This is a genomic window from Novosphingobium sp. CECT 9465, assembly GCF_920987055.1.
GTDB lineage: Bacteria > Pseudomonadota > Alphaproteobacteria > Sphingomonadales > Sphingomonadaceae > Novosphingobium.
Window position 1 is genome coordinate 1,574,200 of sequence record NZ_CAKLBX010000001.1, and the last position, 26,002, is coordinate 1,600,201.

The 26,002-nt window shown below is 62.1% G+C and carries 27 protein-coding genes and 1 tRNA gene; 13 read left to right on the forward strand and 15 right to left on the reverse strand.

Annotation, left to right across the window (positions count from 1 at the left end):
• Positions 1–60 precede the first annotated feature (60 nt).
• On the reverse strand, positions 61–1,242 hold the full coding sequence (locus tag LUA85_RS07660; protein ID WP_231468434.1) for a penicillin-binding protein activator: 1,182 nt from the start codon (positions 1,240–1,242) through the stop codon (positions 61–63).
• A 50-nt stretch (positions 1,243–1,292) separates the two neighbouring features.
• Here LUA85_RS07660 and rsmI point away from each other — a divergent pair, with 50 nt between their 5' ends.
• Entirely contained in the window at positions 1,293–2,126 is an 834-nt protein-coding gene (rsmI, locus tag LUA85_RS07665) for a 16S rRNA (cytidine(1402)-2'-O)-methyltransferase (RefSeq protein ID WP_231468436.1), read from the forward strand.
• An 8-nt stretch (positions 2,127–2,134) separates the two neighbouring features.
• Positions 2,135–2,491: a YraN family protein gene (locus LUA85_RS07670; RefSeq protein WP_231471799.1), complete on the forward strand. Its 357-nt coding sequence runs from the start codon at positions 2,135–2,137 to the stop codon at positions 2,489–2,491.
• A 10-nt stretch (positions 2,492–2,501) separates the two neighbouring features.
• On the opposite strand, the gene LUA85_RS07675 is transcribed toward LUA85_RS07670, so the two are convergent.
• Positions 2,502–2,687, reverse strand: coding sequence for a hypothetical protein (locus tag LUA85_RS07675; RefSeq protein WP_231468438.1), 186 nt, complete (start codon positions 2,685–2,687; stop codon positions 2,502–2,504).
• A gap of 122 nt (positions 2,688–2,809) precedes the next feature.
• Here LUA85_RS07675 and gshB point away from each other — a divergent pair, with 122 nt between their 5' ends.
• From gshB to LUA85_RS07690, 3 genes are read left to right on the forward strand one after another with little or no spacing between them, the layout of a single operon-like run.
• A complete protein-coding gene (gshB, locus tag LUA85_RS07680; protein ID WP_231468440.1) occupies positions 2,810–3,757 on the forward strand; it encodes a glutathione synthase in 948 nt (315 codons plus the stop codon).
• A 24-nt stretch (positions 3,758–3,781) separates the two neighbouring features.
• Positions 3,782–4,381: a DedA family protein gene (locus LUA85_RS07685; protein ID WP_231468442.1), complete on the forward strand. Its 600-nt coding sequence runs from the start codon at positions 3,782–3,784 to the stop codon at positions 4,379–4,381.
• A gap of 58 nt (positions 4,382–4,439) precedes the next feature.
• Positions 4,440–4,676: a hypothetical protein gene (locus LUA85_RS07690; protein WP_231468444.1), complete on the forward strand. Its 237-nt coding sequence runs from the start codon at positions 4,440–4,442 to the stop codon at positions 4,674–4,676.
• A gap of 59 nt (positions 4,677–4,735) precedes the next feature.
• Here LUA85_RS07690 and accC read toward each other — a convergent pair whose 3' ends face one another.
• From accC to LUA85_RS07725, 7 genes are all read right to left on the reverse strand, one after another.
• Positions 4,736–6,082 (reverse strand): acetyl-CoA carboxylase biotin carboxylase subunit, encoded by a 1,347-nt coding sequence (gene accC / locus LUA85_RS07695; RefSeq protein ID WP_231468447.1) that lies wholly within the window; start codon positions 6,080–6,082, stop codon positions 4,736–4,738.
• Between the two features lie 9 nt (positions 6,083–6,091).
• Positions 6,092–6,577: an acetyl-CoA carboxylase biotin carboxyl carrier protein gene (accB, locus tag LUA85_RS07700; protein WP_231468449.1), complete on the reverse strand. Its 486-nt coding sequence runs from the start codon at positions 6,575–6,577 to the stop codon at positions 6,092–6,094.
• A 102-nt stretch (positions 6,578–6,679) separates the two neighbouring features.
• Entirely contained in the window at positions 6,680–7,147 is a 468-nt protein-coding gene (gene aroQ, locus LUA85_RS07705) for a type II 3-dehydroquinate dehydratase (RefSeq protein ID WP_231468451.1), read from the reverse strand.
• An 84-nt stretch (positions 7,148–7,231) separates the two neighbouring features.
• Positions 7,232–7,594 (reverse strand): hypothetical protein, encoded by a 363-nt coding sequence (locus tag LUA85_RS07710; protein WP_231468453.1) that lies wholly within the window; start codon positions 7,592–7,594, stop codon positions 7,232–7,234.
• A gap of 93 nt (positions 7,595–7,687) precedes the next feature.
• Positions 7,688–8,101: a holin family protein gene (locus LUA85_RS07715; RefSeq protein WP_231468455.1), complete on the reverse strand. Its 414-nt coding sequence runs from the start codon at positions 8,099–8,101 to the stop codon at positions 7,688–7,690.
• 116 nt (positions 8,102–8,217) lie between these two features.
• Complete coding sequence (locus LUA85_RS07720; RefSeq protein WP_231468458.1) at positions 8,218–9,804, reverse strand: amidohydrolase; 1,587 nt, start codon at positions 9,802–9,804, stop codon at positions 8,218–8,220.
• An 82-nt stretch (positions 9,805–9,886) separates the two neighbouring features.
• Positions 9,887–12,814 carry a TonB-dependent receptor domain-containing protein gene (locus LUA85_RS07725; protein ID WP_231468460.1) on the reverse strand — a complete coding sequence of 976 codons (2,928 nt, stop codon included), beginning with the start codon at positions 12,812–12,814 and terminating at the stop codon, positions 9,887–9,889.
• 290 nt (positions 12,815–13,104) lie between these two features.
• Here LUA85_RS07725 and LUA85_RS07730 point away from each other — a divergent pair, with 290 nt between their 5' ends.
• Complete coding sequence (locus LUA85_RS07730) at positions 13,105–15,600, forward strand: zinc-dependent metalloprotease (protein WP_231468461.1); 2,496 nt, start codon at positions 13,105–13,107, stop codon at positions 15,598–15,600.
• 138 nt (positions 15,601–15,738) lie between these two features.
• On the opposite strand, the gene LUA85_RS07735 is transcribed toward LUA85_RS07730, so the two are convergent.
• A tRNA-Pro gene (locus tag LUA85_RS07735) sits at positions 15,739–15,815 on the reverse strand.
• A 233-nt stretch (positions 15,816–16,048) separates the two neighbouring features.
• Here LUA85_RS07735 and yajC point away from each other — a divergent pair.
• The 3 genes from yajC to secF are packed head-to-tail and all read left to right on the forward strand — an operon-like array spanning position 16,049 to position 19,005.
• Positions 16,049–16,378, forward strand: a complete 330-nt coding sequence (yajC, locus tag LUA85_RS07740) for a preprotein translocase subunit YajC (RefSeq protein ID WP_231468463.1) — start codon at positions 16,049–16,051, stop codon at positions 16,376–16,378.
• 25 nt (positions 16,379–16,403) lie between these two features.
• Positions 16,404–18,011 carry a protein translocase subunit SecD gene (gene secD / locus LUA85_RS07745; RefSeq protein WP_231468465.1) on the forward strand — a complete coding sequence of 536 codons (1,608 nt, stop codon included), beginning with the start codon at positions 16,404–16,406 and terminating at the stop codon, positions 18,009–18,011.
• 16 nt (positions 18,012–18,027) lie between these two features.
• A complete protein-coding gene (gene secF, locus LUA85_RS07750) occupies positions 18,028–19,005 on the forward strand; it encodes a protein translocase subunit SecF (RefSeq protein ID WP_231468468.1) in 978 nt (325 codons plus the stop codon).
• A gap of 39 nt (positions 19,006–19,044) precedes the next feature.
• Here the strand turns inward: secF and LUA85_RS07755 are convergent, their stop codons facing one another.
• Both LUA85_RS07755 and LUA85_RS07760 read right to left on the reverse strand, forming a co-directional pair.
• Positions 19,045–20,232 carry a glycosyltransferase gene (locus LUA85_RS07755; RefSeq protein WP_231468470.1) on the reverse strand — a complete coding sequence of 396 codons (1,188 nt, stop codon included), beginning with the start codon at positions 20,230–20,232 and terminating at the stop codon, positions 19,045–19,047.
• Position 20,233: 1 nt separating this feature from the next.
• Positions 20,234–20,806, reverse strand: a complete 573-nt coding sequence (locus LUA85_RS07760) for a helix-turn-helix domain-containing protein (protein WP_231468472.1) — start codon at positions 20,804–20,806, stop codon at positions 20,234–20,236.
• 103 nt (positions 20,807–20,909) lie between these two features.
• Here LUA85_RS07760 and LUA85_RS07765 point away from each other — a divergent pair, with 103 nt between their 5' ends.
• A complete protein-coding gene (locus tag LUA85_RS07765; protein WP_231468474.1) occupies positions 20,910–21,383 on the forward strand; it encodes a DUF6456 domain-containing protein in 474 nt (157 codons plus the stop codon).
• A gap of 48 nt (positions 21,384–21,431) precedes the next feature.
• On the opposite strand, the gene LUA85_RS07770 is transcribed toward LUA85_RS07765, so the two are convergent.
• The gene (locus LUA85_RS07770; RefSeq protein WP_231468476.1) at positions 21,432–23,219 is read right to left on the reverse strand and encodes an ABC-F family ATP-binding cassette domain-containing protein; all 1,788 of its coding nucleotides are present in this window, start codon (positions 23,217–23,219) and stop codon (positions 21,432–21,434) included.
• Between the two features lie 110 nt (positions 23,220–23,329).
• On the opposite strand from LUA85_RS07770, the gene LUA85_RS07775 reads away from it, so the two are divergent.
• Together LUA85_RS07775 and LUA85_RS07780 are read left to right on the forward strand one after the other, a co-directional pair.
• Complete coding sequence (locus tag LUA85_RS07775; RefSeq protein WP_231468478.1) at positions 23,330–23,629, forward strand: PepSY domain-containing protein; 300 nt, start codon at positions 23,330–23,332, stop codon at positions 23,627–23,629.
• 49 nt (positions 23,630–23,678) lie between these two features.
• Positions 23,679–23,999, forward strand: coding sequence for a hypothetical protein (locus LUA85_RS07780; protein ID WP_231468480.1), 321 nt, complete (start codon positions 23,679–23,681; stop codon positions 23,997–23,999).
• A 15-nt stretch (positions 24,000–24,014) separates the two neighbouring features.
• Here the strand turns inward: LUA85_RS07780 and LUA85_RS07785 are convergent, their stop codons facing one another.
• Positions 24,015–24,845, reverse strand: coding sequence for a 23S rRNA (adenine(2030)-N(6))-methyltransferase RlmJ (locus LUA85_RS07785; protein ID WP_231468482.1), 831 nt, complete (start codon positions 24,843–24,845; stop codon positions 24,015–24,017).
• Positions 24,846–24,999: 154 nt separating this feature from the next.
• Positions 25,000–25,167: a hypothetical protein gene (locus tag LUA85_RS07790; RefSeq protein ID WP_231466483.1), complete on the reverse strand. Its 168-nt coding sequence runs from the start codon at positions 25,165–25,167 to the stop codon at positions 25,000–25,002.
• 55 nt (positions 25,168–25,222) lie between these two features.
• Here LUA85_RS07790 and LUA85_RS07795 point away from each other — a divergent pair.
• Positions 25,223–25,989, forward strand: a protein-coding gene (locus LUA85_RS07795) for an IS5 family transposase (protein WP_231466484.1) whose coding sequence is annotated in 2 segments (ribosomal slippage) — positions 25,223–25,535 and positions 25,535–25,989 — 768 coding nt in all. Because the reading frame shifts where the segments join, the coding sequence is not laid out codon by codon here.
• Positions 25,990–26,002 lie beyond the last annotated feature (13 nt).

Genomic DNA, 26,002 nt, shown 5'->3' on the forward strand with positions numbered 1-26,002 from the left:
GAGTGCCTACGGCCTTGAGCAATCCTCTTTGCGCCCTTTGCGATCTCTGCGCGAACCAAATCAAAACTTTGCAGGGGCGGGCGAAACTGTGGTGAACGTCCCCGCCGCCACTTCGCGCACTTCCATCGCGCGTTCGGCCATGCCGCTGGCGGTGAAGCGGAATACGCCGTCGAGGCCGATGAAGCCTTGCGGATCGTAGAGTTTGCCGGTGGGGAAGGTGCTGCCGGGCTTCCACGTGCGCGCGACGTTGAGCGTGAGCAGGACGCTGTCATAGCCCAGCGTGGCCAGCCGCGAGGGGACGGCACCGAAACGGCTGCGATAGGAGGTTTCAAACTTGCCAAAGCGCGCGTCCGATACGGCGGCGAACCAAGCCCCGCGCATGGCGGCAGAATTGGCGATGGTGGCCTCACCGCTCCACAGTTCGGTGCCGAGCAGCCTGGTGCCCTTGCCTGCCGCGGTGGCGGCCTGCAACGCGATGCGGCTGCCATCGGCAATCAGCAAGGCATCGAATTTGCCCTTGTCCTTTGCCCGGCGAACCGCGCTGGCGACCGAGGTGTTGCCGCGATCATAAGTTTCGATCGAGGTGACGGTCATGCCCTGTGCGCGCGCGGCTTCGGCAAGACCTGAGGTGGCGCGCTGGCCGTAATCGCCGGTGGGGATGATTGCGGCGACAGACTTCATGCCCTTCGACCTGGCAAAGCCGAGAACGCGGGCGATCGATTGCCCTGGAGCCTGCCCCATGACGAAGACATCGCGCGCAGCGACCGCGCTGTCATTCGAATAGGTGATCATTGGCACTTTGGCCGCGCGCGCGACATTCGAGACGAGCACGACATCGTCGGACAGCAAGGGGCCGAGGATCAGCTTGTTGCCATCCGCAATCGCCTTGGACGCGGCAAGGCCCGCGCCGCCTGCGGTATCATAAGTGGTGATGCGCAGGTTGGCGGCGTTGGTATCGAGCAGGGCCATGGTGGCCGCATTGGCGATGGATTGACCCACCGCGCCGCTGGCACCGCTCATCGGCACGAGCAGGGCGACGCGGTGACGACCGGCGTCGGTGGGCAACTGGTTGGCATCGGGCGCGGTTTCGGTGGCGTCGGGCGCAGGCGCGATGCCGCCCTTGGGGATCACGGTACAGCCCGCGAGGAGGGCCAGCGTTCCAGCCGTGATGCCCTTGAGGAGGTAGCGTCGTGATCGGGGAAGGCTCTTTTCGTGCCATCCGCCTTCATGCCTGTTCATCATTCCCGGCTCACCCTCTTGTCGCACATTATTGCCCGGTCCATGGATGTCCCATGGAAACCCCACCGCTCGAACCCGGCCTGTATATTGTAGCCACCCCGATTGGCAATCTTCGTGACGTAACCCGTCGCGCCGTAGAAACGCTTGAGCGCTGTAGCGTGGTCGCATGCGAGGATACGCGGGTGACCGGCAAGTTGCTGAATCTGCTGGGCCTGCACAAGGTCATGCGGCGTTATGACGATCACGCCAGCGATGCAGCGCGTGAGGCGTTGCTTTCGGAAATGGCGCAAAATCCCGTGGCGCTGGTTTCGGATGCCGGAACCCCGCTGATTTCCGATCCGGGATACAAGCTGGTCCGCGAGGCGCGGGCGCGGGGGATCATGGTGACTTCCGTGCCGGGGCCGAGCGCGCTGGTGGTGGCGTTATCGATGGCCGGGCTGCCGACCGACCGTTTCATGTTCGGTGGCTTTCTGCCATCGAAGGACAAGGCGCGGGCCGATGTGCTGACCGAACTGGCAGCGGTTCCGGCAACCTTGGTGTTCTATGAAACCGGGCCGCGGCTGGTGGCATCACTGGTGGCACTGGCTGAACGGTTGCCGGGGCGCGAAGTGGCCGTGGCGCGCGAACTGACCAAGCTGCATGAGGACTGCCGCAGCGGCAGCGCAGAGGACCTGGCGGCGCATTACACCGCACATCCTCCACGCGGCGAAATCGTGCTGCTGGTCGGCCCGCCGCTGGCGCAGGTGGCTCCGGCGGACGATGTGATCGAGGCAGAATTGCGCGCGGCGCTGGCGGAGATGTCAACGTCGCAGGCAGCGGGCAAGGTGGCAAAGGCGCACGGCCTGGACCGCAAGACGCTCTACGCGCTGGCGATGACATTCAAGTGAGCCGGCAAGTGAGCCGGGCCGAGGCCGAACGACGGGGCCGCAAGGGCGAGGCGCTGGCGGCCTGGTGGCTGCGGCTTGCCGGCTGGCGCATTCTGGCGCGGCGGGTGAAACTGGCGGTGGGCGAAGTGGACATTGTCGCGCGGCGCGGGCGGACGGTGGCGTTCATTGAGGTGAAGTGGCGGCGCGATGCGGCCGGGCTTGCGGGCGCGATTGACGCTTATCGGCTGCGGCGGGTGGCGCGGGCGGCGGAAGCGATTGCGCCGAAGTTCGTGCATCACGGCGATACGATGCGGATCGATGTGATCCTGATTGCGCCGCGATGCTGGCCGCGCCGGATCGCCAATGCGTGGCAACCCGGCGCTTGACCTGTACGGTTTAGTGGGCAGGCGGGGTGTGGTGATCGTCCTTGTGCTCATCCTTGTGATCGTCGGCCTTTTCGTCCTTCTTGTGCTCGCCATCCTTCGGTGCCGGGGCAGGGTGCGGATCGGGATTGGCGACGGCCATGCCCGACCAGCCGAGAACGGCGATTCCAGCGGCTGCGGCGGTGATCAGTTTGCGCATCAAGGATCCCTTGTGATGAATTTGGTTATGCGCTTGGTCAGCGCTGCCATGAAAATGGTCGCGCACCCCGTAATTCGGCATTAAGGCGCGGGTCAGAGAAACCCCTGAGGTGAACGTAAGCCATGACTCTGCGCGTCGCGGTCCAGATGGACCCGCTCCATTCGATCAATATCACCGGGGATTCGAGCTTTGCGCTGATGCTTTCGGCGCAGGAGCGCGGGCATGAGGTTTACCACTACGATGTCGGGTCGCTCTCGCTGGACGAGGATGACCGCCTGATCGCGCACGCCACGCCGGTAACGGTGCAACCTGTGGTGGGCGATCACTACAAGGCGGACGAGAAGCGGCGGCTGGACCTGGGGCGTGACATCGACGTGGTGCTGATGCGGCAGGATCCGCCGTTTGACATGGGCTATATCACCGCCACGCACCTGCTTGAGCGGATTGAAGCCGAGACGCTGGTGGTGAACAACCCCCGCAGTGTGCGCAACGCGCCTGAAAAGGTGATGGTGCTCGATTATCGCCGGTTCATGCCGCCTACGCTGGTGACGCGCTCGGTCGAGGAGGTGCGGACGTTCCAGAAGCGCCACGGCGCCATCGTGATCAAGCCGATCCACGGTAATGGCGGCAAGGCGATCTTCCGCGTTTCGGAACAAGGGGAAAACCTCGCTGCCCTGTTCGAGGTGTTCAACCAGACCTGGCCCGAACCGCACATGGTGCAGGCGTTCCTTCCCGAAGTGGCCAAGGGTGATAAACGCATCGTGCTGGTCGATGGCGAGATCGCGGGCGCGATCAACCGTCGTCCGGGCGAGGGCGAGTTCCGCTCCAACCTTGCGGTGGGCGGTTATGCCGAGAAGACTGAACTGACCGCACAAGAGCAGGAAATCTGCGCCGCGCTTGGACCGGAACTCAAGCGGCTGGGGCTGATCTTTGTCGGCATCGATGTGATCGGCGGAAAGTGGCTGACCGAGATCAACGTGACGTCGCCCACCGGAATCGTGGCGATCGACAAGTTCAACGGCACCGATACGGCGGGCATGATCTGGGATGCGATCGAGGGGAGACTTTAACGCACCCCGTGCGTTACCCATCCCATGAATGACTGGATTATCCACCTGATCGAAGGCGGGGGCTATTGGGGAATCGCCTTCCTTATGGTCATCGAGAACGTGTTCCCGCCGATCCCTTCGGAATTGATCATGGGTCTTGGCGGAATTGCCGTGGCGCGGGGCCGGATGGAGTTCTGGCCGCTGATGCTGGCAGGAACGGTGGGTTCGACGCTGGGCAATTACTGTTGGTATCTGCTGGGGCGCAGCCTTGGTTATGAGCGGTTGCAGCCGTTCGTCGACCGCTTCGGGCGTTGGCTGACGGTGGACTGGACCGATGTGGAGCGGATCGTGCGGTTCTTTCGCGGGCATGGGCAGTGGGTGGTGTTCGGAGTGCGGTTTGCACCCTTCATGCGTACGATGATTTCGCTCCCCGCAGGGCTAACCCGCATGGGGCATGTAAAGTTTCTTGCGTTCACCTTTGCCGGGGCGGCGATCTGGAATGCGATCCTGGCGGGTGCAGGATATTATCTGGGCCGTAATTTCGGCGATCTGGAAAAGTACACCGGGCCATTTGCCACGGTGACGCTTGGGATGGTATTGATAGCGTATCTGTGGCGTGTGGTGACATGGAAGCCGCGATGTTAATGGCGATGATTGTATATTATCAGTAATTATCGATGATGTTTTGTGTATTATTCCAAAGGTGCTGAATATGGCAGTAAAAGCGATGTGTATTGTGGTCCGCAGTGAAGAAGGCCGTGGCGCCATCGGTGTAAGGGTGGACAATGATGAGAACGTCTATTTTCCCTTGAGCGTGACCGAGGCGCTTGAACTGGAAGAATTCGAGGAAGTTGAAGCCATCATGGTGCGCAATGATCGGACCGAACCTGCGTGGCGGGCGATCAGGGCGCGATTGCCGGGCGCTGAGCGTCCACAATAGGCGCATGAAAAAGGCCCCCGTGTTGGCGGGGGCCTTTGCGTTGCAGGTTCCGTGGACGGTCAGGCGTCTTTCGCCAGCCATTCCTCCAGCCATTTGATCGTGTAATCGCCGCTGAGGAAATCGGGTTCGTTCAGCAGGCGCTGGTGAAGCGGGATCGAGGTCTTGGGACCTTCGATCACCATTTCCTGCAACGCCCGCTTCAGCCGCATGATACAACCCTCTCGCGTGCGGCCATAGACGATCAGTTTGGCGATCATCGAATCGTAATAGGGCGGAATCCTGTATCCGGCATAAAGCCCTGAATCGACACGCACATGCATGCCGCCTGCCGCGTGATAGCTTTTCACCAGGCCGGGCGAGGGCGCGAACGTGAACGGGTCTTCCGCGTTGATCCGGCACTCGATCGCGTGGCCCTTGAACTCGATTTCGTCCTGCCTGACCGAGAGCGGCTTGCCATCGGCAATGCGGATCTGTTCGCGGACGAGATCGACCCCGGTGATCGCTTCCGTCACCGGATGTTCGACCTGCAGCCGGGTGTTCATCTCGATGAAGTAGAATTCACCGTTTTCCCACAGGAACTCGATCGTGCCCGCGCCGCGATAACCCATTCCGGCCATGGCGGTGGCGACGATGCTGCCCATCCGATCACGTTCGGCAGCGGAAATGACCGGTGATGGTGCCTCTTCAAGCACCTTCTGGTGGCGGCGCTGGAGCGAACAATCGCGTTCACCCAGATGGATCGCATTGCCGTTGCCATCGCCGAAGACCTGGAATTCGATATGGCGCGGATTGCCGAGGTATTTCTCGATATAGACCGTGGCATCGCCGAACGCGGCCTTGGCTTCGCTGCCGGCCTGCTGGATCAGCGTTTCCAGCTCGTCCGGCCCGGTGCACACTTTCATGCCCCTGCCGCCGCCGCCCGAAGCGGCCTTGATGATCACAGGGTAGCCGATTTCATCGGCAATCCGCCGTGCCTCCTCGATTTCCGAAACGGCACCGTCCGAGCCGGGCACCAGCGGCAGGCCGAGCGCGCCAGCGGTACGCTTGGCCTCGACCTTGTCACCCATGGTGCGGATGTGTTCGGGCTTCGGCCCGATCCAGGTGATGCCGTGGGCTTCGACGATTTCGGCGAACTTGGCATTTTCCGAAAGGAAGCCATAGCCCGGATGAATCGCATCGGCCTGCGTGATTTCCGCCGCCGAAATGATCGCCGCGACGTTGAGATAGCTGTCCTTCGCCGCAGGCGGGCCGATGCAGACGGCGTGATCGGCCAGCCGCACATGCATGGCATCGGCATCGGCGGTGGAATGCACCGCCACTGTTTCTATGCCCATTTCATGCGCGGCGCGGTGGATACGCAGCGCAATTTCGCCGCGATTGGCGATCAGCAGGCGCTTGATGGCCATGACCGCCCCTTACGCGATCACGACCAGCGGCTGGTCGAATTCGACCGGCTGCGCGTTTTCGACGAGGATGGCCTTCACCACGCCAGCGGCAGGCGCGACGATCGGATTCATCACCTTCATCGCTTCGATGATCAGCAGCGTATCGCCCGCTTTCACGGTCTGGCCGACCGAGATGAAATTGGGAGCGCTGGGTTCGGCAGCGAGATAGCAGGTGCCAACCATTGGCGATTTCACGGCATCGGCGTTCGCGTCAACCGGCGCTGCCGCAGGTGCGGTTGCGGCAGGAGCGACCGCCGAGGCGGCGGCAGGGGCCGGAGCGACAGCATATTGCTGGACGGGCGCTGCGGTAAGCTGGCGGGCAACGCGGATCTTGCGATCGCCATCTTCGACTTCGATTTCGGACAATCCGGTTTCGGCAAGCAGTTCAGCCAGTTCGCGCACCAGCTTGGCATCGATTGCCATGTTTTCGGCCTTTTCGCCGCGGTCGTGCCCCATTTATCATTCCTCGCGGGTGGTAATTGCAGGCCTTGCGCCATGCCCGCATGACTGCATGCTGGCAAGGGGGTGCGTGGCCAGAGCGTGGAAAAGCCCCGGTTCCTATAGCCGTGCGGCGGCTTCCAGTGCGATGATATAGCTGTTCGCGCCGAATCCGGCGACCGAGCCTTTTGCCGCCATGCCGACGAACGACTTGTGCCGGAACGCCTCGCGCGTGTGCGGATTGGACAAGTGAACCTCGATCACCGGAACCTTGATCGACTTGATCGCATCGTGGATCGCGACGGAGGTGTGAGTATAGGCCCCGGCATTCAGCAGGACGGCCTTGATGCCATCGGCCTGCGCCTCATGCAGCCAATCGATGAGGTGACCTTCGTGGTTCGACTGGCGCAAATCGACGTCGAGGCCGAGTTCGCGCGCGCGATCCTCAAGCATCCCGGCGATATCGTCGAGCGTTTCGTAGCCGTAGATCTGCGGTTCACGCAGGCCGAGCAGGTTGAGATTCGGTCCGTTGAGCACGAACACGGTCGTGCTCGCGCCGGATTGTTCGGACTGTGCAGTATCGGACAAGGCAGGTCCCCGGAAAGGTGGAAATTGCCAGCCCTGATAGACGGTGCCCGCGTCGAAGCAAGCCGTTGCGACGCTTCGGGCCGGTCAGTTGCCCGGCATCGGGGGCGGGGCTGGCGGCACTTCGGGATTGTCGGAGACCTGCCCATCGGAGGAATCCTCGAATCCTCCTTCGTCACTCATCGCATCGCCATCGACGATATCGGGCGCGTTCATGGCATTGGGATCTGACGAGCCGCCGCTGGTGACCGCCAGGGACAGGGCTTCCTTTGAACGCTTGTCCGCCGCATCGGCCTTGGCTTCGGCGGCGGCAATGCGCGCTTCGAGTTTTTCATCGGCCGCCGAATCCCCGCACCCTGCAAGCAGGAGGAGGGGCAGAAGTGCGGCGCTGGCAAGGCGCGATGTGCGCCTGTACGGGCTGGAGGGTTTGAAATCGCTGTGCCTGGGCATGTTTCTGGACGACCTGATCGTTTGCAGGCCTGTCAATAGCAGCCGGAAGTTACCATAAACTAACCAAACCCTCCGCGAAGTGAACGGCGAGGCTTAGCGATCGGTGCCTTTGGCTTTGCCCCATTGGCGGGCGACGGTGTAGCCAAGGTAGCCGGTGCCGAAGAGCGCGTAGAGCGGTTCGGGCAAGCCGCCGAGGTAAGCGTTGATACCGGCGGCGATGCTTTGGGCGGCCTGGGGACGGAAGGCCGCGATAAGGCCCATGGGCAAGGCCCACAGGATCATCACATACATCACATAGAGAAAGCCGGGGCGGGCGCGGCTGGTCCACGGATCGGCCGAATTGGCCTCTGCGACGATGGCCGACATGCGGGTGCGCAATTGTTCGAGTTCCTGCGTGCCTTCGAGCTTGAGCAGTTCGAGCTTGGCACGATCGCGCGCCTCCTTGTCGGGGATAACCTTGTCGAGGATTTTGGCGACGGGGGAGATCAGGGCTTCGAAGAATGACATGGCTTGTGCGCCTTTCCTGCTGGAGACGCGCACTCAGATAACCATATCGGTTCATGTAGGAAAATGGTTTGCGGTTCGGGCAGCCCTTCGCCCGGTAGCGAGGGCTGCCCTGCGCCTTACTTCGACGGCGTCAGCGTTGGGTACTTGATGCCAAGCTGGTCGAGATAGGTGGGGTATTTCGCCGGATCGTAATTGTACTTTTTCAACTCCGGCCGGATGCGCTCCATCAGGTCCTTGTTCAGATGGATGGCGGGCTGGTCTTCCGGGGTCAGGACCGGATCGTATTTCTGGTCCTTGGTCTGCACGGTCTTGAAATAGGTCTTCGCGTCAGTGACGAGCTTGGGCGTGGTCATCACATCCAGCACGGTCATCGCCACGGCCTTGGCCCCTGCCACCGCGCCTTTGTGCGCGACCGGGGTCGCCATGGCGATGGCCGAGGTCACGTTGTGCCCGATCATGCTGGGAATGTTCGACGGGAAGCGGATGGTGATGGTTGGCACGGTCCACATGATATCCCCGATATCGTCCGATCCGCCACCCATCGAGGGCGTACGTGTGTCTGGCGACGACAGTGCATCGACCTCTGTCTTCAAGGGCGCCACCTTGAACTTGAGCGATTCCTGCACCGCCTTGGTGAACGCCTGATCGTCTGCCGACCATTTGGGCATGCCGACCAGCTTGATATTTTCATAGGCGGCTTCGGCAAGCGGCTTGTTCCCGTAATTGGGCGCGGCATAGCCAAGGACGCGCTTGCTCACCGTGGTGCCGGTGGCCTTGGCCGCCGCATCGGCAATTTCGGTGCCGGTGTTGTAGAGCTTGCGGATGGAATCGAAGGTCTGTTCGCGGAAATAGTACCACACCGTCGCTTCGCCGGGCACGATGTTGGGCTGCCCGCCGCCGTTGGTGATGACATAGTGCGAGCGTTGTGTGAGCGGGAGATGTTCACGCCGCATGTTCCACGCAATGTTCATCAGTTCCACGCCATCGAGCGCGCTGCGCCCTGCCCACGGCGCGCCCGCGGCGTGTGAAGTGATGCCCTTGAAGTTGTATTCGACCGAAACCATGCCGTTGTTGCCGCTATCGCCATAGCTTGTGCCGAAGCTTGAGGCGACATGCGTGAAGATCGAGACGTCCACGTCCTTGAACATGCCTGCGCGCACGTAATAGGCTTTGGTTGCGAGCAGTTCTTCGGCAATGCCCGGCCAGAGCATCAGCTTGCCCTTGATACCGTGCTTGATCATCACTTCCTTGGTGGCCAGCGCAGCGGCCACGATCAGCGGCATGCCCGAATTGTGGCCTTCGCCGTGGCCGGGTGCGCCAGGGATCAGCGGCTTGATTTCGGGAACGCCCGGCACCTGCGAAAGGCCGAGCAGGCCATCGACATCCGAACCCAGCGCGACGACCGGGCCATCGCCATTGCCCCATGTGGCGGTCCACGCCGAGGGGATTCCGGCGACGCCCTTGGTGATGGTGAAGCCGTTCTTTTCAAGGATGCCGGTCAGGTAATCGGCGGTCTGGAATTCCTGGAAGCCCGGCTCCTGAAAACTGAACACAGAATCCACCATTTCCTGGACGAGCTTGGCGTTGCCATCGATCAGCGTGGCCGCCTCTTTCTTGAGTGCAGGCGAGGCATTGGCGTGGGCCGCGAGCGGCGTTGACGCCAGCAGCAGTGCGGTGATGGCTTTGGCAGAAGTCTTGAACATCGCGATGGCTCCCAAGGTGGAGGCTGTTATCCAATCCGGGGCGGCAGGGCTTCCTGCACCGCCCCGGTCATTATCAGGCGTACTAGATGCGGAAGCGGACCCCCATGCGGAAGACGCGGCCGAGCACGTCGTAAAGTGTGCGGTTGGTTTGCGGATAGGCAGGGGTGTTGTTGCCAGTAGGACCATTGGCGACCAGAACCGGGTCCTTGTTGGTGATGTTGCGGATCGACAGGAAGACCTGGCTGTTCACGTTGGCGACTTCGAAATTGTAGCTGGCGTTGAGATCGAAGTAGAACGCGCCGGGGATCGAGTTGAGGTTGACGGTGCGGTTGTCTGCCGTGGAGAGCGGGCAATCATCGCTGCAGACGATGTAGTTGTTGTTGTAAACACCGCCCGACACGCCGCGCGCCACGCCCTGAATGCCGAAGCCGGAAGGAAGATCGTAAGCGGCGGTGAAGCGGTAGGTCCATTTTGGCAGGCTGCCGGTGTTCTGTCCGGCGGCGTCGGTTTGCAGGGTAACGCCGTTGTCGGTGGTCAGTTCGATGGCATGGCTGGCCAGCGCGCGCAGGCTGAGGCTGCCGGGACCGACCTCACCCCGATAGCTGGCTTCAAGATCGATGCCGCTGGTCTTGAGGCTGACGAAGTTGGTCGGCTTGATCTCGATACTGGTGACGGCAAGGCCTGGCGTAACCACCCCGCGACCGCCCGTGGTGGAAATGGCCGAGCAGGCCGTCGCGATGCTTTGCAGGTAGCATTGATCAGTAAGGGTTTGTGCTGTCAGCGAATCGATCGAGCCATCGAGATCGATCTTGTAGTAATCGATCGACATGGCCAGCCCCGGAATGAAGGTGGGGGTGAAGATCAGGCCTGCGCCGTAAGTCTTGGCGACTTCAGGCCGCAAGTCGGGATTTCCGACGGTGGATTCGTTGAACTGGTTGGCTGCGATCGAGCCGCCCGGTTGCGGCACGTTGACGGTGTTGGTGCGGCCGGTGCCGGGGGCGAACAATTCCGACAGGTTGGGCGCGCGAATGTCACGCGAGATCGTGCCCCGGAACTTCACGTCGTCGATGACCTGCCAGGTGAGACCCGCCTTCCAGGTGGTGACAGTGCCCGACGTCGAATAGTCCGTGACGCGGACCGCGCCGTTGAAATCCATACCCGACATCAGCGGAATAATAGTTTCGACGTAGCCTTCCTTGACGTTGTACGAGCCGACGGTGGGCAGGTAGTTGCCGTAGATCCATGTGCCTGTGGTGACGCCGTTGGCCACGCGCGGGCGGAACAGGTCATCGACCGATCCGGTCACCGATTCCTTGCGATACTCAGCGCCGAACGCCAATGAGACCGGCCCTGCCCATAGATCGATCAGGTTGTTCGTGGAGAAGTTTACCGCAGCGACTTCCTGCTTCAGCTCCTGTTTCCGCAAGGGCTGGAGGCCATCGTAGAGAACGTACTTGATGGCTTCGGCCGAAGCGCCATTGGTGCCGATGCGGTTGAGCGGGACGCAGCCGCGATCATCGTTGGTCGTGTTGGCGTCCACGTTGATGCGGCAGACGATGGTGCCGGGAGCATAGCCGCCGACATTCCCGGCCAGCGCCACGACGGAATCGGTTGCCGCAGCCATCCGCGCAATGTTCCAGGCGTTGGTCAGCAGTTCGCTCGTCTTGGTCTTGCCGAGCTGGTAATAGCCGTCCCACTGCCATTCGATGCCGCCGGTGCCGAACGCGCCCTTGCCGCCCAGCACATAGCGATAGACTTCGCGGGTATTGTTGCTGCCCTGTGGCGGCAGGAAGATGTTGCTGGTGCCGATCTGGACCGAAGTGAGATTGGCGTTGACCATCGCCGTGCGCACCGAGTCCGGCAGAAACGCGTTATCGCGCTGTATGGTGACGCCGGTGGAGGGCGTCTGCTGGTAAAAGCTCTGGCCGTTGTAGCGACTGTAGGAAAACTGGCCGAACACTTCGATGGCAGGCGAGAATTCATAGCTGAGGCGACCGAACGCCGATGTGCGCTTTTCCGATGGCAGCAGCGTGGCGCTGCCACGATGGCCTTCGGTGGTGATGTCGGTATCGCCGCCGACCATCCATTGGCCGCTGGTGGTGCCGAACGCCAGCTTGTTGACCGTCGCCTTGCCGGTGGCGGGATCGATCGAGCCGAAATAGGTGCCTTTAAGTGCGCCGGTGCTGATCAAGCCGCCGGGTGTGAACTGGCCCGTGCCGATGCCCGATGCGATCAGGTATTCGTTGACGCAGAGTGTGGACGCCGACGTATCCCTGCAAGCGGCTGAAGAATAGGCCGGGTTGTTGGCGAGGAAGAAGCCGCTGTCGTTCCAGTCACGATCGATCGACTGTATACCTTCCTGGCTGAAATGTTCGACCGAGGCGAGGATGTGTCCGCGCCCGTCCATGAACGATGCGCCGCCGGTGCCGGAAATCTTGTGGTTGGGACCATCGCCATACGTGGTGACGCCATATTCATATTCGGTCTTGAAACCGGTAAATTCCTTGTCGAGAATGAAGTTGACGACACCAGACACAGCATCGGACCCGTAAGCCGACGATGCACCGCCGGTGACAACTTCCACGCGCTGGATCAGCGCCTGCGGGAAGGTGTTGACGTCAACCGATCCGGTGGTGGTCGAGGCGACCGAGCGCTGGCCATCGAACAGCACAAGCGTACGGTTGGCACCCAGCGCGCGCAAGTTGACGCTGTTGATGCCTGCTGCGCCGTTGGACAATGAACCGTTCGTGCTGGCAGCCGTGGTCGATCCGCGCACGGCGGGAAGCGTGTTGACGAAGTCCGACACGTTCGCCGGGGCTTCCGACTTCAGTTCCTTGGTGCTGATCACGCTGACCGGGGTTGGAGCATCGTACCCATCACGCACAATGCGCGAGCCGGTGACGGTGATCTGGGCGGCGGCGTCGCTATCGGCGGGCTGCTCCTCAAGTGCGGGGGCAGGTTCCGGCGCGGCCTGGGCCAACGCTGTCGATGCAAGTGACGTGCAAGACAAGGATGCGGTGCAAAGAAGAATCTTTCGTATATCGAAGATCCGATTCGCTTTATTGACTTGAATAGGCCCCATGAAATGCCCCCATGTTATGGATTAGCCGGACCTTTAGTCATCCCCTTATTTGAAAGCACAAAGTATTCTTGCTGATACTTGTTGAACTTGCTTGACAAATGTGATCCTATGACAGCCAGTCGGCGAAGGCAAAACCCTTTTCGGGCGGCATCGGATTTGATGTTGACTCACGAGAATGGCCTCTTCGGCGAAGCGGGTTCGACATAAGGAAGCAGCACATGGCGGTATCAGATTTCGGCGCGCGCGTTGCCGTTCGACGGGCGTGGGCGGCCAGTTCGATCGCCCTGGCGCTGATCCTTTCCGCAACCCCGGCGCAGGCCGCCCCCGCGCGTTCGACATCTGCGGGAGCGGCCGCTACGGTAAAGATGGACGGTTTCGTCCCGCTGGTATGGGATGCCTCGCGCGGACGGCTTTTATTCGAAGTGCCAGCGTTCGATAGCGACATTCTTTACTATGTTTCGGCGGCGAGCGGCGGGGGATCGGTGGAACTGCCGCTCGATCGCGGGATCATGGACAGCATGGTGATCCGTTTCCAGCGGGTTGGCCAGCGGGTGCTCGTGGTGGAAGTGAACACGGGTTACCGCTCCACGACAGGCACCGGCGCCACGGCTGAGGGTGTCGCGGATTCCTTCCCCACATCGGTCATCGCAAGCCTGCCGGTGGAATCCGAGGCTGGGGGCAAGGTCCTGGTCGATGGCACAGGCTTGTTCATGCGCGATGCCGCCGGGATCGAGGCGACGCTCAAGCGCGCAAACCAGGGCACGTTCAAGTTCGATGCTGCACGCAGCGCGTTCCATCTGCCGCGCACCAAGGCATTCCCGGAAAATTCCGAGGTGGAGACGATTGCCACCTTTGCAACCGATGGACCCGGCCCCTTGGTCCGCAACGTCACCCCTGATCCGCGCACGATGACGCTGCGCATCCATCACAGTTTCCTCAAGGCGCCGCAGGGCTATGTTCCCCGACTGGGCGATGTGCGGATCGGGGTGAGCGAGATGCGCTTCCGCGATTATGCGAAGGATTTCAGCGAGCCGACCGATGCCGCATGGATCACGCGCTGGCGGCTGGAGAAGAAGGACCCGGCCGCCGCGATGAGCGAGCCGGTCAAGCCGATCACGTTCTATTTCGATCCGGCAATCCCCGATCCGATCCGCACAGCGATGAAGCAGGGTACGCTATGGTGGAACAAGGCGTTCGAAGCGGCGGGATTCGTCAATGCCGTGCGCGCCGAAGATGCGCCTGCGGATATGGACCCGATGGACATCCGTTACGCCTACGTCCTGTGGATCAACCGTGACGAGCGCGGCTTTTCCAGCGGCGGGACATATCGCGATCCCCGCACCGGTGAGATCATCGGATCGAAGACGCGGATGGACACGCACCGCATCCGCACCATCGGCAATTACTGGGACGCCTACAGCGGCGGCTTGCCTGCGGATGGCAGCGGCGTGACCGTGGTCGATCCTGCCTTGCTGACGCCGGGCGCGTTTGCGGGAATGCCCGCCGGGCAGCGCGACATGGTGCTGCTGCGTCAGGCGTTGCTGACGGCGCACGAACTGGGCCATGCCATCGGTTTCCAGCACAACTTCTCGTCCAGTCTGGATGATCGGCAATCGGTGATGGAATATCCGACCCCCCGCGTGAAGGTGACCAACGGGCGCATCGACCTGTCGGAATCCTTCCAGAAGCAGATCGGCGCCTATGATGCCGCGATGGCGCGCTATGCCTATTCGGTGTTCGCGCCCGCGCAGGAAAAGGCCGGGCTGGAAGCGGTGATTGCCGACATGCGCGCCACGGGGCTGCATTACGTGCCCGAAACCGATCCGCGCTGGACCTGGTATGATGACCGGGCGACACCGGTTGAGTATCTGAAGGAGACGTATGCAGCACGCGCAATCCTGCTACAAACGTACGGGCAGGGCGCGTTGACACCGGGTGAGGCGGTAGGTTCGTTGCGCGATGCGCGGTTGTGGATGACGTATCTGCATCACCGCTATGCCATTGAAAGCGGGCTGAAATACGTCGGCGGGATGTACCAGAATTATGTGGTCAAGGGCGATAGCGTCCCCCCGACCGAATTTATCCCGGCAACATTGCAGCGCGAGGTGCTGGGACTGTTGCTGGATGCGGTGCAGCCTTCGGCACTGGCAATGCCCGAACCTTTGCTGGCACAACTGGTGCCATCGCCGGGCAACAATCTGGAGGATATGTCTGACGACGCCGTGTTCGATCAGTTGAAGGCGGCGCGTATCGCCGCCGCACTGGTGCTGGAACCGCTGATGGATGGTGCCCGCGCCAGCCGCATGGTGGCACTGGCCGCGCGCAAGGCCGATACACTGACGTTACCGCAAATGATCGACACCGTGGTCGCGCGGACATGGGAAGCACCGCGCGATGCCGATCCGGGCGCGCGGGCGCTGCGCCGCGTGGTGCAGGGCGTGACGCTGGATACGCTCAAGATGCTGGGCGCGGACGCCAGGACAGCGGCCGAAGCGCGAGCTTATGTGCTGGAGCGGCTGGCGCAATTGGCGGCGGGGTTGAAATCGCGCAGCGATGCCGACGCGCTGACGCAGGCGTTCCTGCGCCAAAGCGCCCGCGATATCGCGACGTATCTGGACGATCCCGAAGCCCATGCCCCCAAAGCCATCGCGCCAGAATGGGGCAAAGGCCCGCGTTCACGCTTCCCGATGCCACCCGGACCGCCACTGGGGTAAGGGCGCGTTGGCTTTGATCACGAATGACGAGGTTGCGGACGGCAGGCGTTGCCGCCGTGGATCGGGGATTGCTGTAAGCACCAGCGCTCAACGTCCGAAATTTCGAACGATGCCGACTGTCTTGCGATTTTCGAAAATTGGTCGGGACGAGAGGATTCGAACCTCCGACCCCCACACCCCCAGTGTGATGCGCTACCAGGCTGCGCTACGTCCCGACCGTGGAGCGGGCCTATAGGCACCGGCTCGGCGGTTGGCAAGCGCGGGATTTCGCAAAAGGTTCCGGTTGTGGCCAAAGCGCGCCGAGGGGAAAGCGCGCCGGGGCGTTCGATTGCTTTGCCGTTTCCAAGCTGCTAACCGCCCCGTCAAGACTTGCCGCTCGGCGTTTGCGCAGAAAAATGCGCGGGCGCCGCTGTTGCAATACCGGACACGCGATCCCAGAAACGGACACATGATGCTGACGATACTTGCCGTTGCCGCCGGAAATGCCGGTGAACCGCCCGCATGGATGAGCTTCCTGCCGCTTGTGGCGATGGGCTTCATCTTCTGGTTCCTGATCCTGCGCCCGCAAATGCGCCAGCAGAAGGAGCACAAGGCCAAGATCGCCGCGCTCAAGAAGAACGACATGGTCGTGACGGCTGGCGGGCTTATCGGCAAGGTCATCAAGATCGACGATCATTATGTCGAACTGGAGCTGGGGCCGAACGTGAAGGTCAAGGCCGTGCGCTCGACATTGGGTGACATCATTCCGCCCGCTGGCGCTGCACCCGCTAACGACTGATCTTCTTTCCGAAAGCTGACCGCCCATGCTCGAATTTCCGCGCTGGAAGGTGATCTGGCTCTGGCTGATAACGCTTGTTTGCGTGATCGCCGCGATCCCCTCGCTCACTTCCACCATGGGCCTGTCCTGGCCATCCGCTCTTCCCGAACCGAAGGTCAACCTTGGCCTCGATCTGGCAGGTGGCAGCCACATCCTGCTCGAAGCCGATCCCACGCAAGTGCGCCAGCAGCGCATCGAAGGCATGGAAGAATCGGTGCGAACCAAGCTGAAGCAGGACGGCAAGAACATCCGCATCAGCGACATTTCGAACCGTGACGGCGCGCTGACCTTCGTCGTCGCCGATCCGAGCCAGGTCGATGCCGTGCGTGAGGCGATCCTGCCGCTGACCAACGGTGCGGGGCTGACCGGGCAGCGCGATTGGGACATCAATGTCAGCGACGGCAATCGCTTTATCCTGAAGCCCACCGACGCGGGCATCGATCAGGCGGTGACGCAGGCGATGGACACGGCGGTCGAAGTGGTGCGCAAACGCATCGACGCACTGGGCACCAAGGAGCCGACGATCATTCGGTCCGGCCCGACGCGCATCGTTGTGCAGGTTCCCGGCTTGCAAGACCCTCAGGCGCTGAAGAACCTGCTGGGGCAGACGGCGAAGCTGGAGTTCAAGCTGGTCGATACCGCAGCGCTGCCGTCTGACGTGGCGCAGGGGATTGCACCTGCCGGTAGCGAGATCGTGCCCTTCGTCAGCGCCGAAGAAGGCGGCGGAGCGCCTGCCATCGCGGTCAAGCGGTTGGGCGGCATTCGCGGCGATCAGTTGACCAATGCCCAGCAGACCAACAACCAGCAGACCAACGAACCGGTCGTCAACATCACGTTCAACACGGAAGGCGGGGCGAAGTTCGCCAAGCTGACCACGCAGAACACCGGCAAACAGTTCGCCATCATCCTCGATGGCAAGGTATTGTCCGCGCCGACGATCAATGAGCCGATCCTTGGCGGCAGCGCTATCATTTCAGGACGGTTCACCGCAGAGAGCGCCAATGCATTGGCGATTTCACTGCGGTCGGGCGCGCTGCCGGTCGACCTGAAGGTTGTGGAAGAACGCACCGTCGGGCCTGATCTTGGTGCGGATTCGATCCGTCGCGGCATGATCGCGATGGGCGTTGGCACTCTGGCGCTGATGGTGTTCATCTTCATCACCTATGGCCGGTTCGGCATGTACGCCAATGTGGCGCTGGTGGTGAACGTGCTGATGATCCTGGGGATCATGGCGGTGATCAACACCACGCTGACGCTGCCGGGCATCGCGGGCTTCGTGCTGACGATCGGTGCGGCGGTTGATGCCAACGTGCTGATCAACGAGCGCATTCGCGAAGAACGTCATCGCGGGCGCAAGGTCGTGGCGGCGGTCGAGATGGGATACAAGGAAGCCAGCCGCGCGATCTTCGATGCCAATATCACCAACGTCATCGCGGCGGTACTGATGTTCGCGTTCGGATCGGGTCCGGTGAAGGGCTTTGCCATCGTTCTGATGATCGGCATCGTAACCTCGGTGTTTACCGCCGTGACGCTGACCCGCATGTGGGTGATGCAGTGGCTGCGCCGCGCGCGCCCTGCCGACCTGAACCTGTAAGGGGAGACAAGGACTCATGAAACTCCTCAAGCTCGTTCCCGACGATACCAACATCCACTTCCTCAAGTGGCGCGTGCCGTTCTACGTTATAAGCATGATCCTGATTGCAGCGTCGTGGGGGCTGGTGCTGACAAAGGGGCTGAATCTTGGCGTCGATTTCGTCGGCGGCCAGATGATCCGCGTGACGTTCGAGCGCAGCGCGGAAGCGCCTGTGGTCGAGTTGCGTGAACAGGTGGACCGGCTTGGCTATGGCGAGCCGATCATCCAGCGCTATGGCAAGCCAAACGAAATCTCGATCCGCATGAAGCTGCCGGAGGGTGCCGACAGCGATGCCGCGCTTTCCGACAAGATGGCGCGCACGATCACCGCCGACATCAAGAAGAACCATTCCGATGCACGGATCGACGGCGTTGATTCGGTTTCGGGCAAGGTTTCGAAGGAACTGGGCTGGGACGCGTTCAAGGCGCTGGGCTTTGCCGCTTTGGCGGTGGCCGCCTATATCTGGATCCGGTTTGAATGGCAGTTCGGGGTGGGCGCGCTGTTCGCGCTGTTCCACGACGTTTCGCTGACGCTGGGGCTGTTTGCGCTCACCGGGATGGAGTTTGACCTGAACATCGTGGCCGCGCTGCTGACGCTGATCGGCTATTCGCTGAACGATACCATCGTGGTTTATGACCGCATCCGCGAGAACATGAAGAAGTTTCGCAAGATGCCGATGCCGGAATTGCTGGACCTTTCGGTCAACGAAACGCTGGCGCGCACGATCGTCACCTCATTGTCGATCCTGATCACGCTGCTGGCGCTGCTGCTGCTGGGACCGGACGTGATCTTCGGGTTTACCGCCGCGATCACGCTGGGCATTTTCGTCGGCACATACAGTTCGATCTATATGGCCGCGCCGATCCTGATCTGGCTGAAGGTCAACCCGAACAGCTTCGTGCCGACCGAAACCGCGCTGGAAAAGCAGGAGCGGATGGCGCGCGAGGGCGTCTGAAACTTTGCATTCCCACGATTGAATTGGCGGCGGTAAGGCTCAGGGCCTCGCCGCCGCTTTTTCGTAGATCGCTGCAAGCGTGGCGGCGTTGGCCGCCCAACTGAAGCGTTCCGCATTGGTGGCTACGTCTGTCTGTGCGGGTGGGTTTTCCAGCAGGTCCATTACCGCGTCGGCGATGGCTTCGGGCGTACGGTCCACGATCCGGCCTGCGCTGGCATCCTGCACCACTTCGCGCGCACCGCCGATATCCGGGATGATTACGGGGGTGCCGCAGGCGATAGCCTCGATCCAGGCATTGGCGAGGCCCTCGCGTTCCGATGGCAGCACCATCGCATCGGCGGCGCAAAGGAGTTGCGGCAACAGGTCATGCTCGACCGCGCCAAGGAACTGAACGCGGGATTCGAGGCCGAGTTGCCGGGTCATCGCCTTGAGCGCGGATTCGTCGCCGCCTGTTCCCGCGATGGCAAGGCGCACATCTTCCGGCAGGTGAGTGAGCGCGCGGATGGCGATGGCCTGACCCTTGATCGGCACAAGTGCGCCGACACACAGCAGCAGGGGGCCAGTGGACCAGACTTGCAGCGCCGGAATGGCCGAGACGAGTTGCCGCGCGGCCTGACGCTCCAGCGGTCGAAAGCGTTCGCGGTCAAGGCCGGTGTAGTGGACGTGAATATGCTCCTCAAGCATGCCCATCGCGGCCATATCACGGGCCAAAGCGCGCGAGACGGAAAGCAGCGCACTGGCCTGCTTTGCGGCATCGAGCATCTGGCGGCGGGCCGATTCCCGATCACCCCACAGATGGATGTCCGACCCGCGCGCCTTGATGGCGAAAGGCAGGCCCAATTCCCGTGCGATTTTTGCCGCTGCGGGGCCATCCGGGTAGAAAAACTGGGCATCGACCAGATCGAACGGGTTTTCGGCGTGAAGCCTTCTGGCGAGAGGCAGCACGGCGCGGGCGATGAGCATCGGGTTGATCGGGCCGGACAGCCCCGGAAGCAGGATAAAACGCGGGTGGTGCACGGTTATTGCACCTTGGCGTTCCGCCGCCGGAATTGCCCGCAAGGCGGCGTAGCGCTTGAGCGGCAGAGGGGGCAAACCGATGGGATTGACGACGGTGACGTCCCAGTCGCCGCGCGCGGCAAGCGCTTCCATCTGGCGCGCGACGAAGCGGCCAAAGCCGGTGCGACCGGGGGCGGGGTAAAGCGTGGAAATCGAAAGCAGGCGCTTCATGTCACAGCTTCCGCACCAGCATTTCGGCAAGGCCCAGCCAGGCCGGACGGTCGATGATGACTTGCCGCTGCCCTGCGCCAGGGGGCAGCAAGGCAACGCGGCCATCGCGCTGATCGATCAGGCGACCGAAGGCGAAGCGCCCGCCGGGGCGGGGGGCAAGGACATCGCGGTTGAAGGCGCGGGCAAAGTCATCGGGATCGATCTGGCGAATCCACACCTGATCGCCTGCGCGGTATTCGCCTGCGCTGGCATCAACGGCCATGGCCATGAGCCGCGCCGACCCGTCCAGCGCCACCGGCAGGATGGCGTCCATCGGCTTTGCCAGGGCTTCGGCCCCTTGCGCGCCGAACCGGGCGACCAGTCTTGCCGGCGATTCTTCGTCAGCCTTGACCAGCAGTTGCGGTTCCACGCCCAGCGCGGCGCCAATGCGGTTCATCCATACCAGGGACAAGCTGCGCATGCCGGTTTCAAGGCGGCCGATGGTTTGCGCGGTGGTTGGCGGATCGCAGCGCGCGGCCACATCGGCCAGTGTCATGCCCTTCTGACGGCGAATGTCGCGGATTCGATTGATCATGTGATGCCCATTAACCGGAGCGGTGTTTTTTTGCTTTCCTACAAAGCGTCAGGAGAGGCAAGGGCTTTGCTTGTTCCTGAATTGTTCAAGGGGAGAGTGCGAAATGGCCCGGATGCTGGCAACCCGTGAATTGACGCCGGAAGGCCCGCGGCGTGGGCCACAAGTCGATCCGCACACTCGCACGGTCACGGTCAATCTTGCCGAATCGCCGCTATCATGGCTGCGCGCGCGGGGGCACCTGACCGATCGCCAGCATGAAGCCGGTGAGCGGTTGCGCGCCGATTACGAGCGGGCGCAGCTGTCTCCGTCGATTACGATGCGGTGGGACGCGGTGCGGATCGCGGCAACCGGAGATCGCGGATTGACGCCGGGCGAACGGCAGACTGCGGCGCGTCAGCGGTTTGACGCCGCAATCGCTCATGCAGGACGGGGTTTGTCCGACATTCTTTGGCGCGTTGCCTGCGCAGGCGAAGGGTTGCCGGCCGCGGAGAAAGCGCTCGACTGGCCCGCGCGCAGCGGAAAGCTGGTACTGCGGATAGCCCTTGACCGCATTGCCGACTTCTATCGGATAGGGTGACAAGCCCATTGCGCCCGCGTCTGCGCGGGGGCGCAATGGGATCGCGGGTTAGCCTTCGACCATTTCAGCCAGTTCCAGCCAGCGTTCCTCGGCGGCATCCTTTTCTGCGCGGGCCTTGGCAATGGCGGCCATCAGAGCGTCGAACTTCTTGGGGTCTTTGGAATAGAGATCCGGGTCGGCCAACTGGGCTTCGCCGCGCGCGATGGCGGCATCAAGCTCCTCGATACGGGCAGGCAGTATCTCGAAATCGCGCTGGTCCTTGTAGGACAACTTGCCCTTCTTCGCTGGCGGCGGAGGGGCGTTGGGTGAGGGTGCCTGCTTCACGGTGGCCTTCACGCTTACCGCATTGCGGCTTTTGCGCATCTTTTCCCAGTCGGCATAGCCGCCCGCGACAATGTCTACCCGGCCCGAACCGTCCATGCCGAGCGTGATCGTCACCGTGCGATCCAGGAAATCGCGGTCATGGCTGACGATCAGCACGGTGCCGTCATAATCGGAAATCACTTCCTGCAGCAGATCGAGCGTTTCCAGATCGAGATCGTTGGTCGGTTCATCGAGCACGAGCAGGTTGGAGAACCGCGCAAATTCGCGGGCCAGCAGCAGCCGTGAGCGTTCGCCGCCCGACAGCGTACCGATGCGCGCTTCGACAAGGCCGGGGTCGAACAGGAAGTCCTTGAGATAGCCGTGGATATGCTTGCGGACGCCGCGCACGTCGATCCAGTCGCTGCCATCGGCCAGCACATCGCGCACACGCTTTTCCGGTGCCATCAGGCTGCGTTGCTGGTCGATCATCACGCCTTGCAGCGTTTTTGCCAGCGTGATCGTGCCGCTGTCGGGCGCAAGTTCTCCGGTGAGCAGCTTGAGCAGCGTAGTCTTGCCAGCGCCGTTCGATCCGACCACGCCGATGCGGTCCTTGCGCGTGATGCGCAAGGTGAAATCCTTGACGATCGGGCGATCCCCGAACGATTTTGTGACATGATCGGCGACGATCACCGCCTTGCTCTTGGCATCGTCGCTGGAGAGCGCCAGCTTTGCCGTGCCTTGCGGGGTGAGCATCGCGGCACGCTGGGCGCGCATCTCCCACAGCTTTTCAAGGCGGCCCTGGTTACGCTTTCGCCGCGCGGTGACGCCGCGTTCAAGCCAGTGGGCTTCGATCTTCAGCTTGGCGTCAAGCTTGTCAGCCGCGCGGGCTTCTTCGGCATAGACGGTTTCCATCCACGCTTCGTAGCTGCCGAAGCCGATGTCCTTGCGCCGCAGGCTGCCGCGATCAAGCCACAGCGTGGCGCGGGTGAGGCGCTCAAGGAACGTGCGATCGTGGCTGATGACCACGAAGGCGCCCTTGTAGCGCTGCAACCAGTCTTCCAGCCAATCGATGGCGGCAAGATCGAGGTGGTTGGTCGGTTCATCGAGCAGGAGCAGGTCGGGCTCGCTGGCCAGCGCACGGGCGAGCGCGGCCCGGCGGCGTTCGCCACCGCTGGCGCTGTCGGCCTTGCGCGAAAGATCGATGCCGAGTTGCCCGGCGATGGCTTCCACTTCGTGCCGGGGCGGGGCGTCCTTGCCCGAAAGCGCGAAGTCCATCAGCGTATCGTATCCGGTGAAGAACGGGTCCTGTTCCAGCGTGACGATACGGGTGCCGGGCTGGATGGAACGGGTGCCCTTGTCGGCTTCCACCTGCCCGCCGATCAGCTTGAGCAGCGTGGTCTTGCCCGCGCCATTGCGGCCGATCAGGGCCAGCCGGTCACGCGGGCCGATATTGATGTCAAGGTCGCTGAAAAGCCAGCCATTGCCCTGGATAAGGCCAAGGCCTTCCCAGCTTAGGATCGGTGCTGCTGCCATGGGCCGCGCTTAGCTGTGCTGTCGCCTTCGTGCAACGCTATAGCCTGAATGAATTGGTTGGCGCGTATTCACGGCTTGTTCAATGCCTTGGGGTTAGGCATGCCGACATCATGCGTTTTGCCATTGCTCTTGTTGCCGTATCCCTTGCTGCCATCGCTCCTGTGACGTCCCATGCGCAACAGCGCCCGGACGAGCAGAACGAGGCGCGGCGCGATCTGCGTTCGGGCCAGGTGCGTTCGCTGCGGGATATCGAGCGGCGCGTGTTGCCGACCAAGCCGGGGATGCAATACCTTGGGCCGGAGTATGATCCCACGGCACTCGTCTATCGCCTCAAGTTCATTCGGGACGGGCGTGTCGTGTTCGTCGATGTCGATGCCAGGACGGGGCAGGTGCTGGGCGAAAGCCGCTAGTGCAAACTGCCGGTGGTGTGTGGCCGCAGACCTGCTAGTGGTCCGCGCCATGACCAGCATCCACAGGCTTTCCGGAATCGTCGACGTCGGCGGGTTTCAATACGAATGGGAACTGCGCAGCGAACCGCAGTGGAGCGAGTTCGACGGCTGGAGAGGCATGACCGTGTCACTGCTGCGCAAGAACACCCAGCGCGGCGCCATGCTGGAATTCCCCCCGCCCAAACGCCTGCTCAAAGGCATGCAGCGTGGCCGCCTGCAAGTCAGCGACGCGATTGTGATGCGCGGTATTCAGGCCGCACTGGACGCCGGGTGGGACCCTGAATCCCGCGGAAAGCCCATGGTTTTCATGGTCGATGCTGACGGCAATTAGCCAGAGGCCGCCCCTCTAACCGCTCAACCACTCCGCCGAAATCACACCCCGATGCCCCTCCGGCGCCAGCGCCGCGCGCAGGGCCTCCAGCAGCGGCGGCAACCCTTGCGTAAAGGCATAGGGTGGGTTCACGAAAAACAGCCCCGCGCCGTTATAGATACCGGGCTGATCGGCATCATACAGCCAATGCTCCACATTCAGCATCTTCGGAATGCCCAGCCGGCCTAGCTGCTCCTTCCACCGCACATGCGTGTGCCGGTCCTTCAGCGGATACCAGATCACCGTCACCCCATGCGACCACTTGCGGTGCGCGGCGGCAAGCGTGGCCGTGATCCGCGCGCGTTCGTCGGTCTGCTCATAGGGCGGATCGACCACCACCACACCGCGCGGCGTCCGGGTCGGCAACATCGCCAGCCATAACTCATAGGCATCGCGCTCATGCACCGCAGCAGACGTACCCCGCATCGCCCCGCGCAGGGCATAGGCGTCATCGGGATGCTTTTCGTTGAGGATCAGCAAGTCCTGCGCGCGCAGCAATTGCGCCAGAAACCGTGGCGATCCGGGATAAAGCTGCGGCTCAACTCCCGCATTCACCGCCCGCACCGCAGCGCGATAATCGTCCAGCAAGGGGTTCGTATCGGCAAAAGCCCGCAGCACGCCATGCGCAGCCTCACCCGTGCGCCCGGCCTCCTCGCCATGCAGGTCGTAAAGTCCGCAACCGGCATGCGTATCGATCAGCGTCAGCGCGCTGTCCTTGATCTGCAAGGCCCGCACGAGCGCGATCAGCAGACTGTGCTTCACGACATCGGCGCTGTTGCCCGCGTGGAAGGAATGGCGGTAGTTCATTGCGATTCAGATGTCCTGACGACTTGCCTTTACTTAAATTGCCATGCGGACGAGCTAGGCACGAATCGCGTGGCAAGACCAGAGAGGTGCTGGTAGAGAGTCGAGCGAACACCTTCAAACCACTTCTGAAAGGGTGTTCTAGGCCGTGAACCCATTAACGCGACGGTGTCTGAGCCTTCTTGATCTGTCGCACCGCCCAGATGACAATCGGAATTGTCAGAATCAGGAACACGATAAGTCGGGTGTTCCACTGCTCACCGCTGAAGAATGCGATCAAGGCAGCGGCAAAGAAGAATAGCGTCCAAGACATCCAGGGCTTCATAGGGTTCATCGTAACACGCCTTTCCTTGTTGAGCGAAAGCTGATTCAGGGACTGGATGAGCCGATATGACCTGACCGATTTCGAGTGGCGTGTGATCGAACCAATGTTGCCCAACAAGCCTAGAGGCGTGCCACGTGTCGATGACCGGCGTGTGCTGAATGGCATCTTCTGGGTGCTGCGGTCAGGGGCGCCGTGGCGAGACTTGCCGGAACGCTATGGCCCGCGCACAACCTGCTACAATCGCTTCGTGCGATGGCGAAAAGCCGGTGTGTGGGATCGAATGATGGACGCCATCACCGCCGCCCATGATGGCGATATCCAGATGATCGACAGCACTTCCATCCGGGCGCACCAACAGGCTGCGACGGCAAAAAGGGGGATCGAGATCATTGTCTCGGTCGCTCCCGAGGCGGGCTCACCACCAAAATCCACGCGGTCGTCGATGGGCAAGGCCTCCCGATCCGGCTCAGCCTGACTGCCGGGCAAAGCCACGACGGGCAAGCGGCTGACGATCTACTCAATCACGTTGGCGCCGGAACAATCGTGCTGGCAGACAAGGCGTATGACGCCGATCGTATCCGAGCGTCTCTCCGCGAAAAGGGATCGTTTGCCAACATTCCGCCCAAGGCAAACCGGAAGTCGAAACCGTACTTCAGCACATGGCTGTACCGCGAGCGGAACCTGATCGAACGCTATTTCTCCAAATTGAAGCACTTCCGCAGAGTAGCTACCCGCTACGACAAGTTGGCCGAAAACTTTCTGGCCATGGTCCAACTCGCCTCAATGCGCCTGTGGCTGCGCGTTTATGAGTCTACGGCCTAGACTACGTTCATGG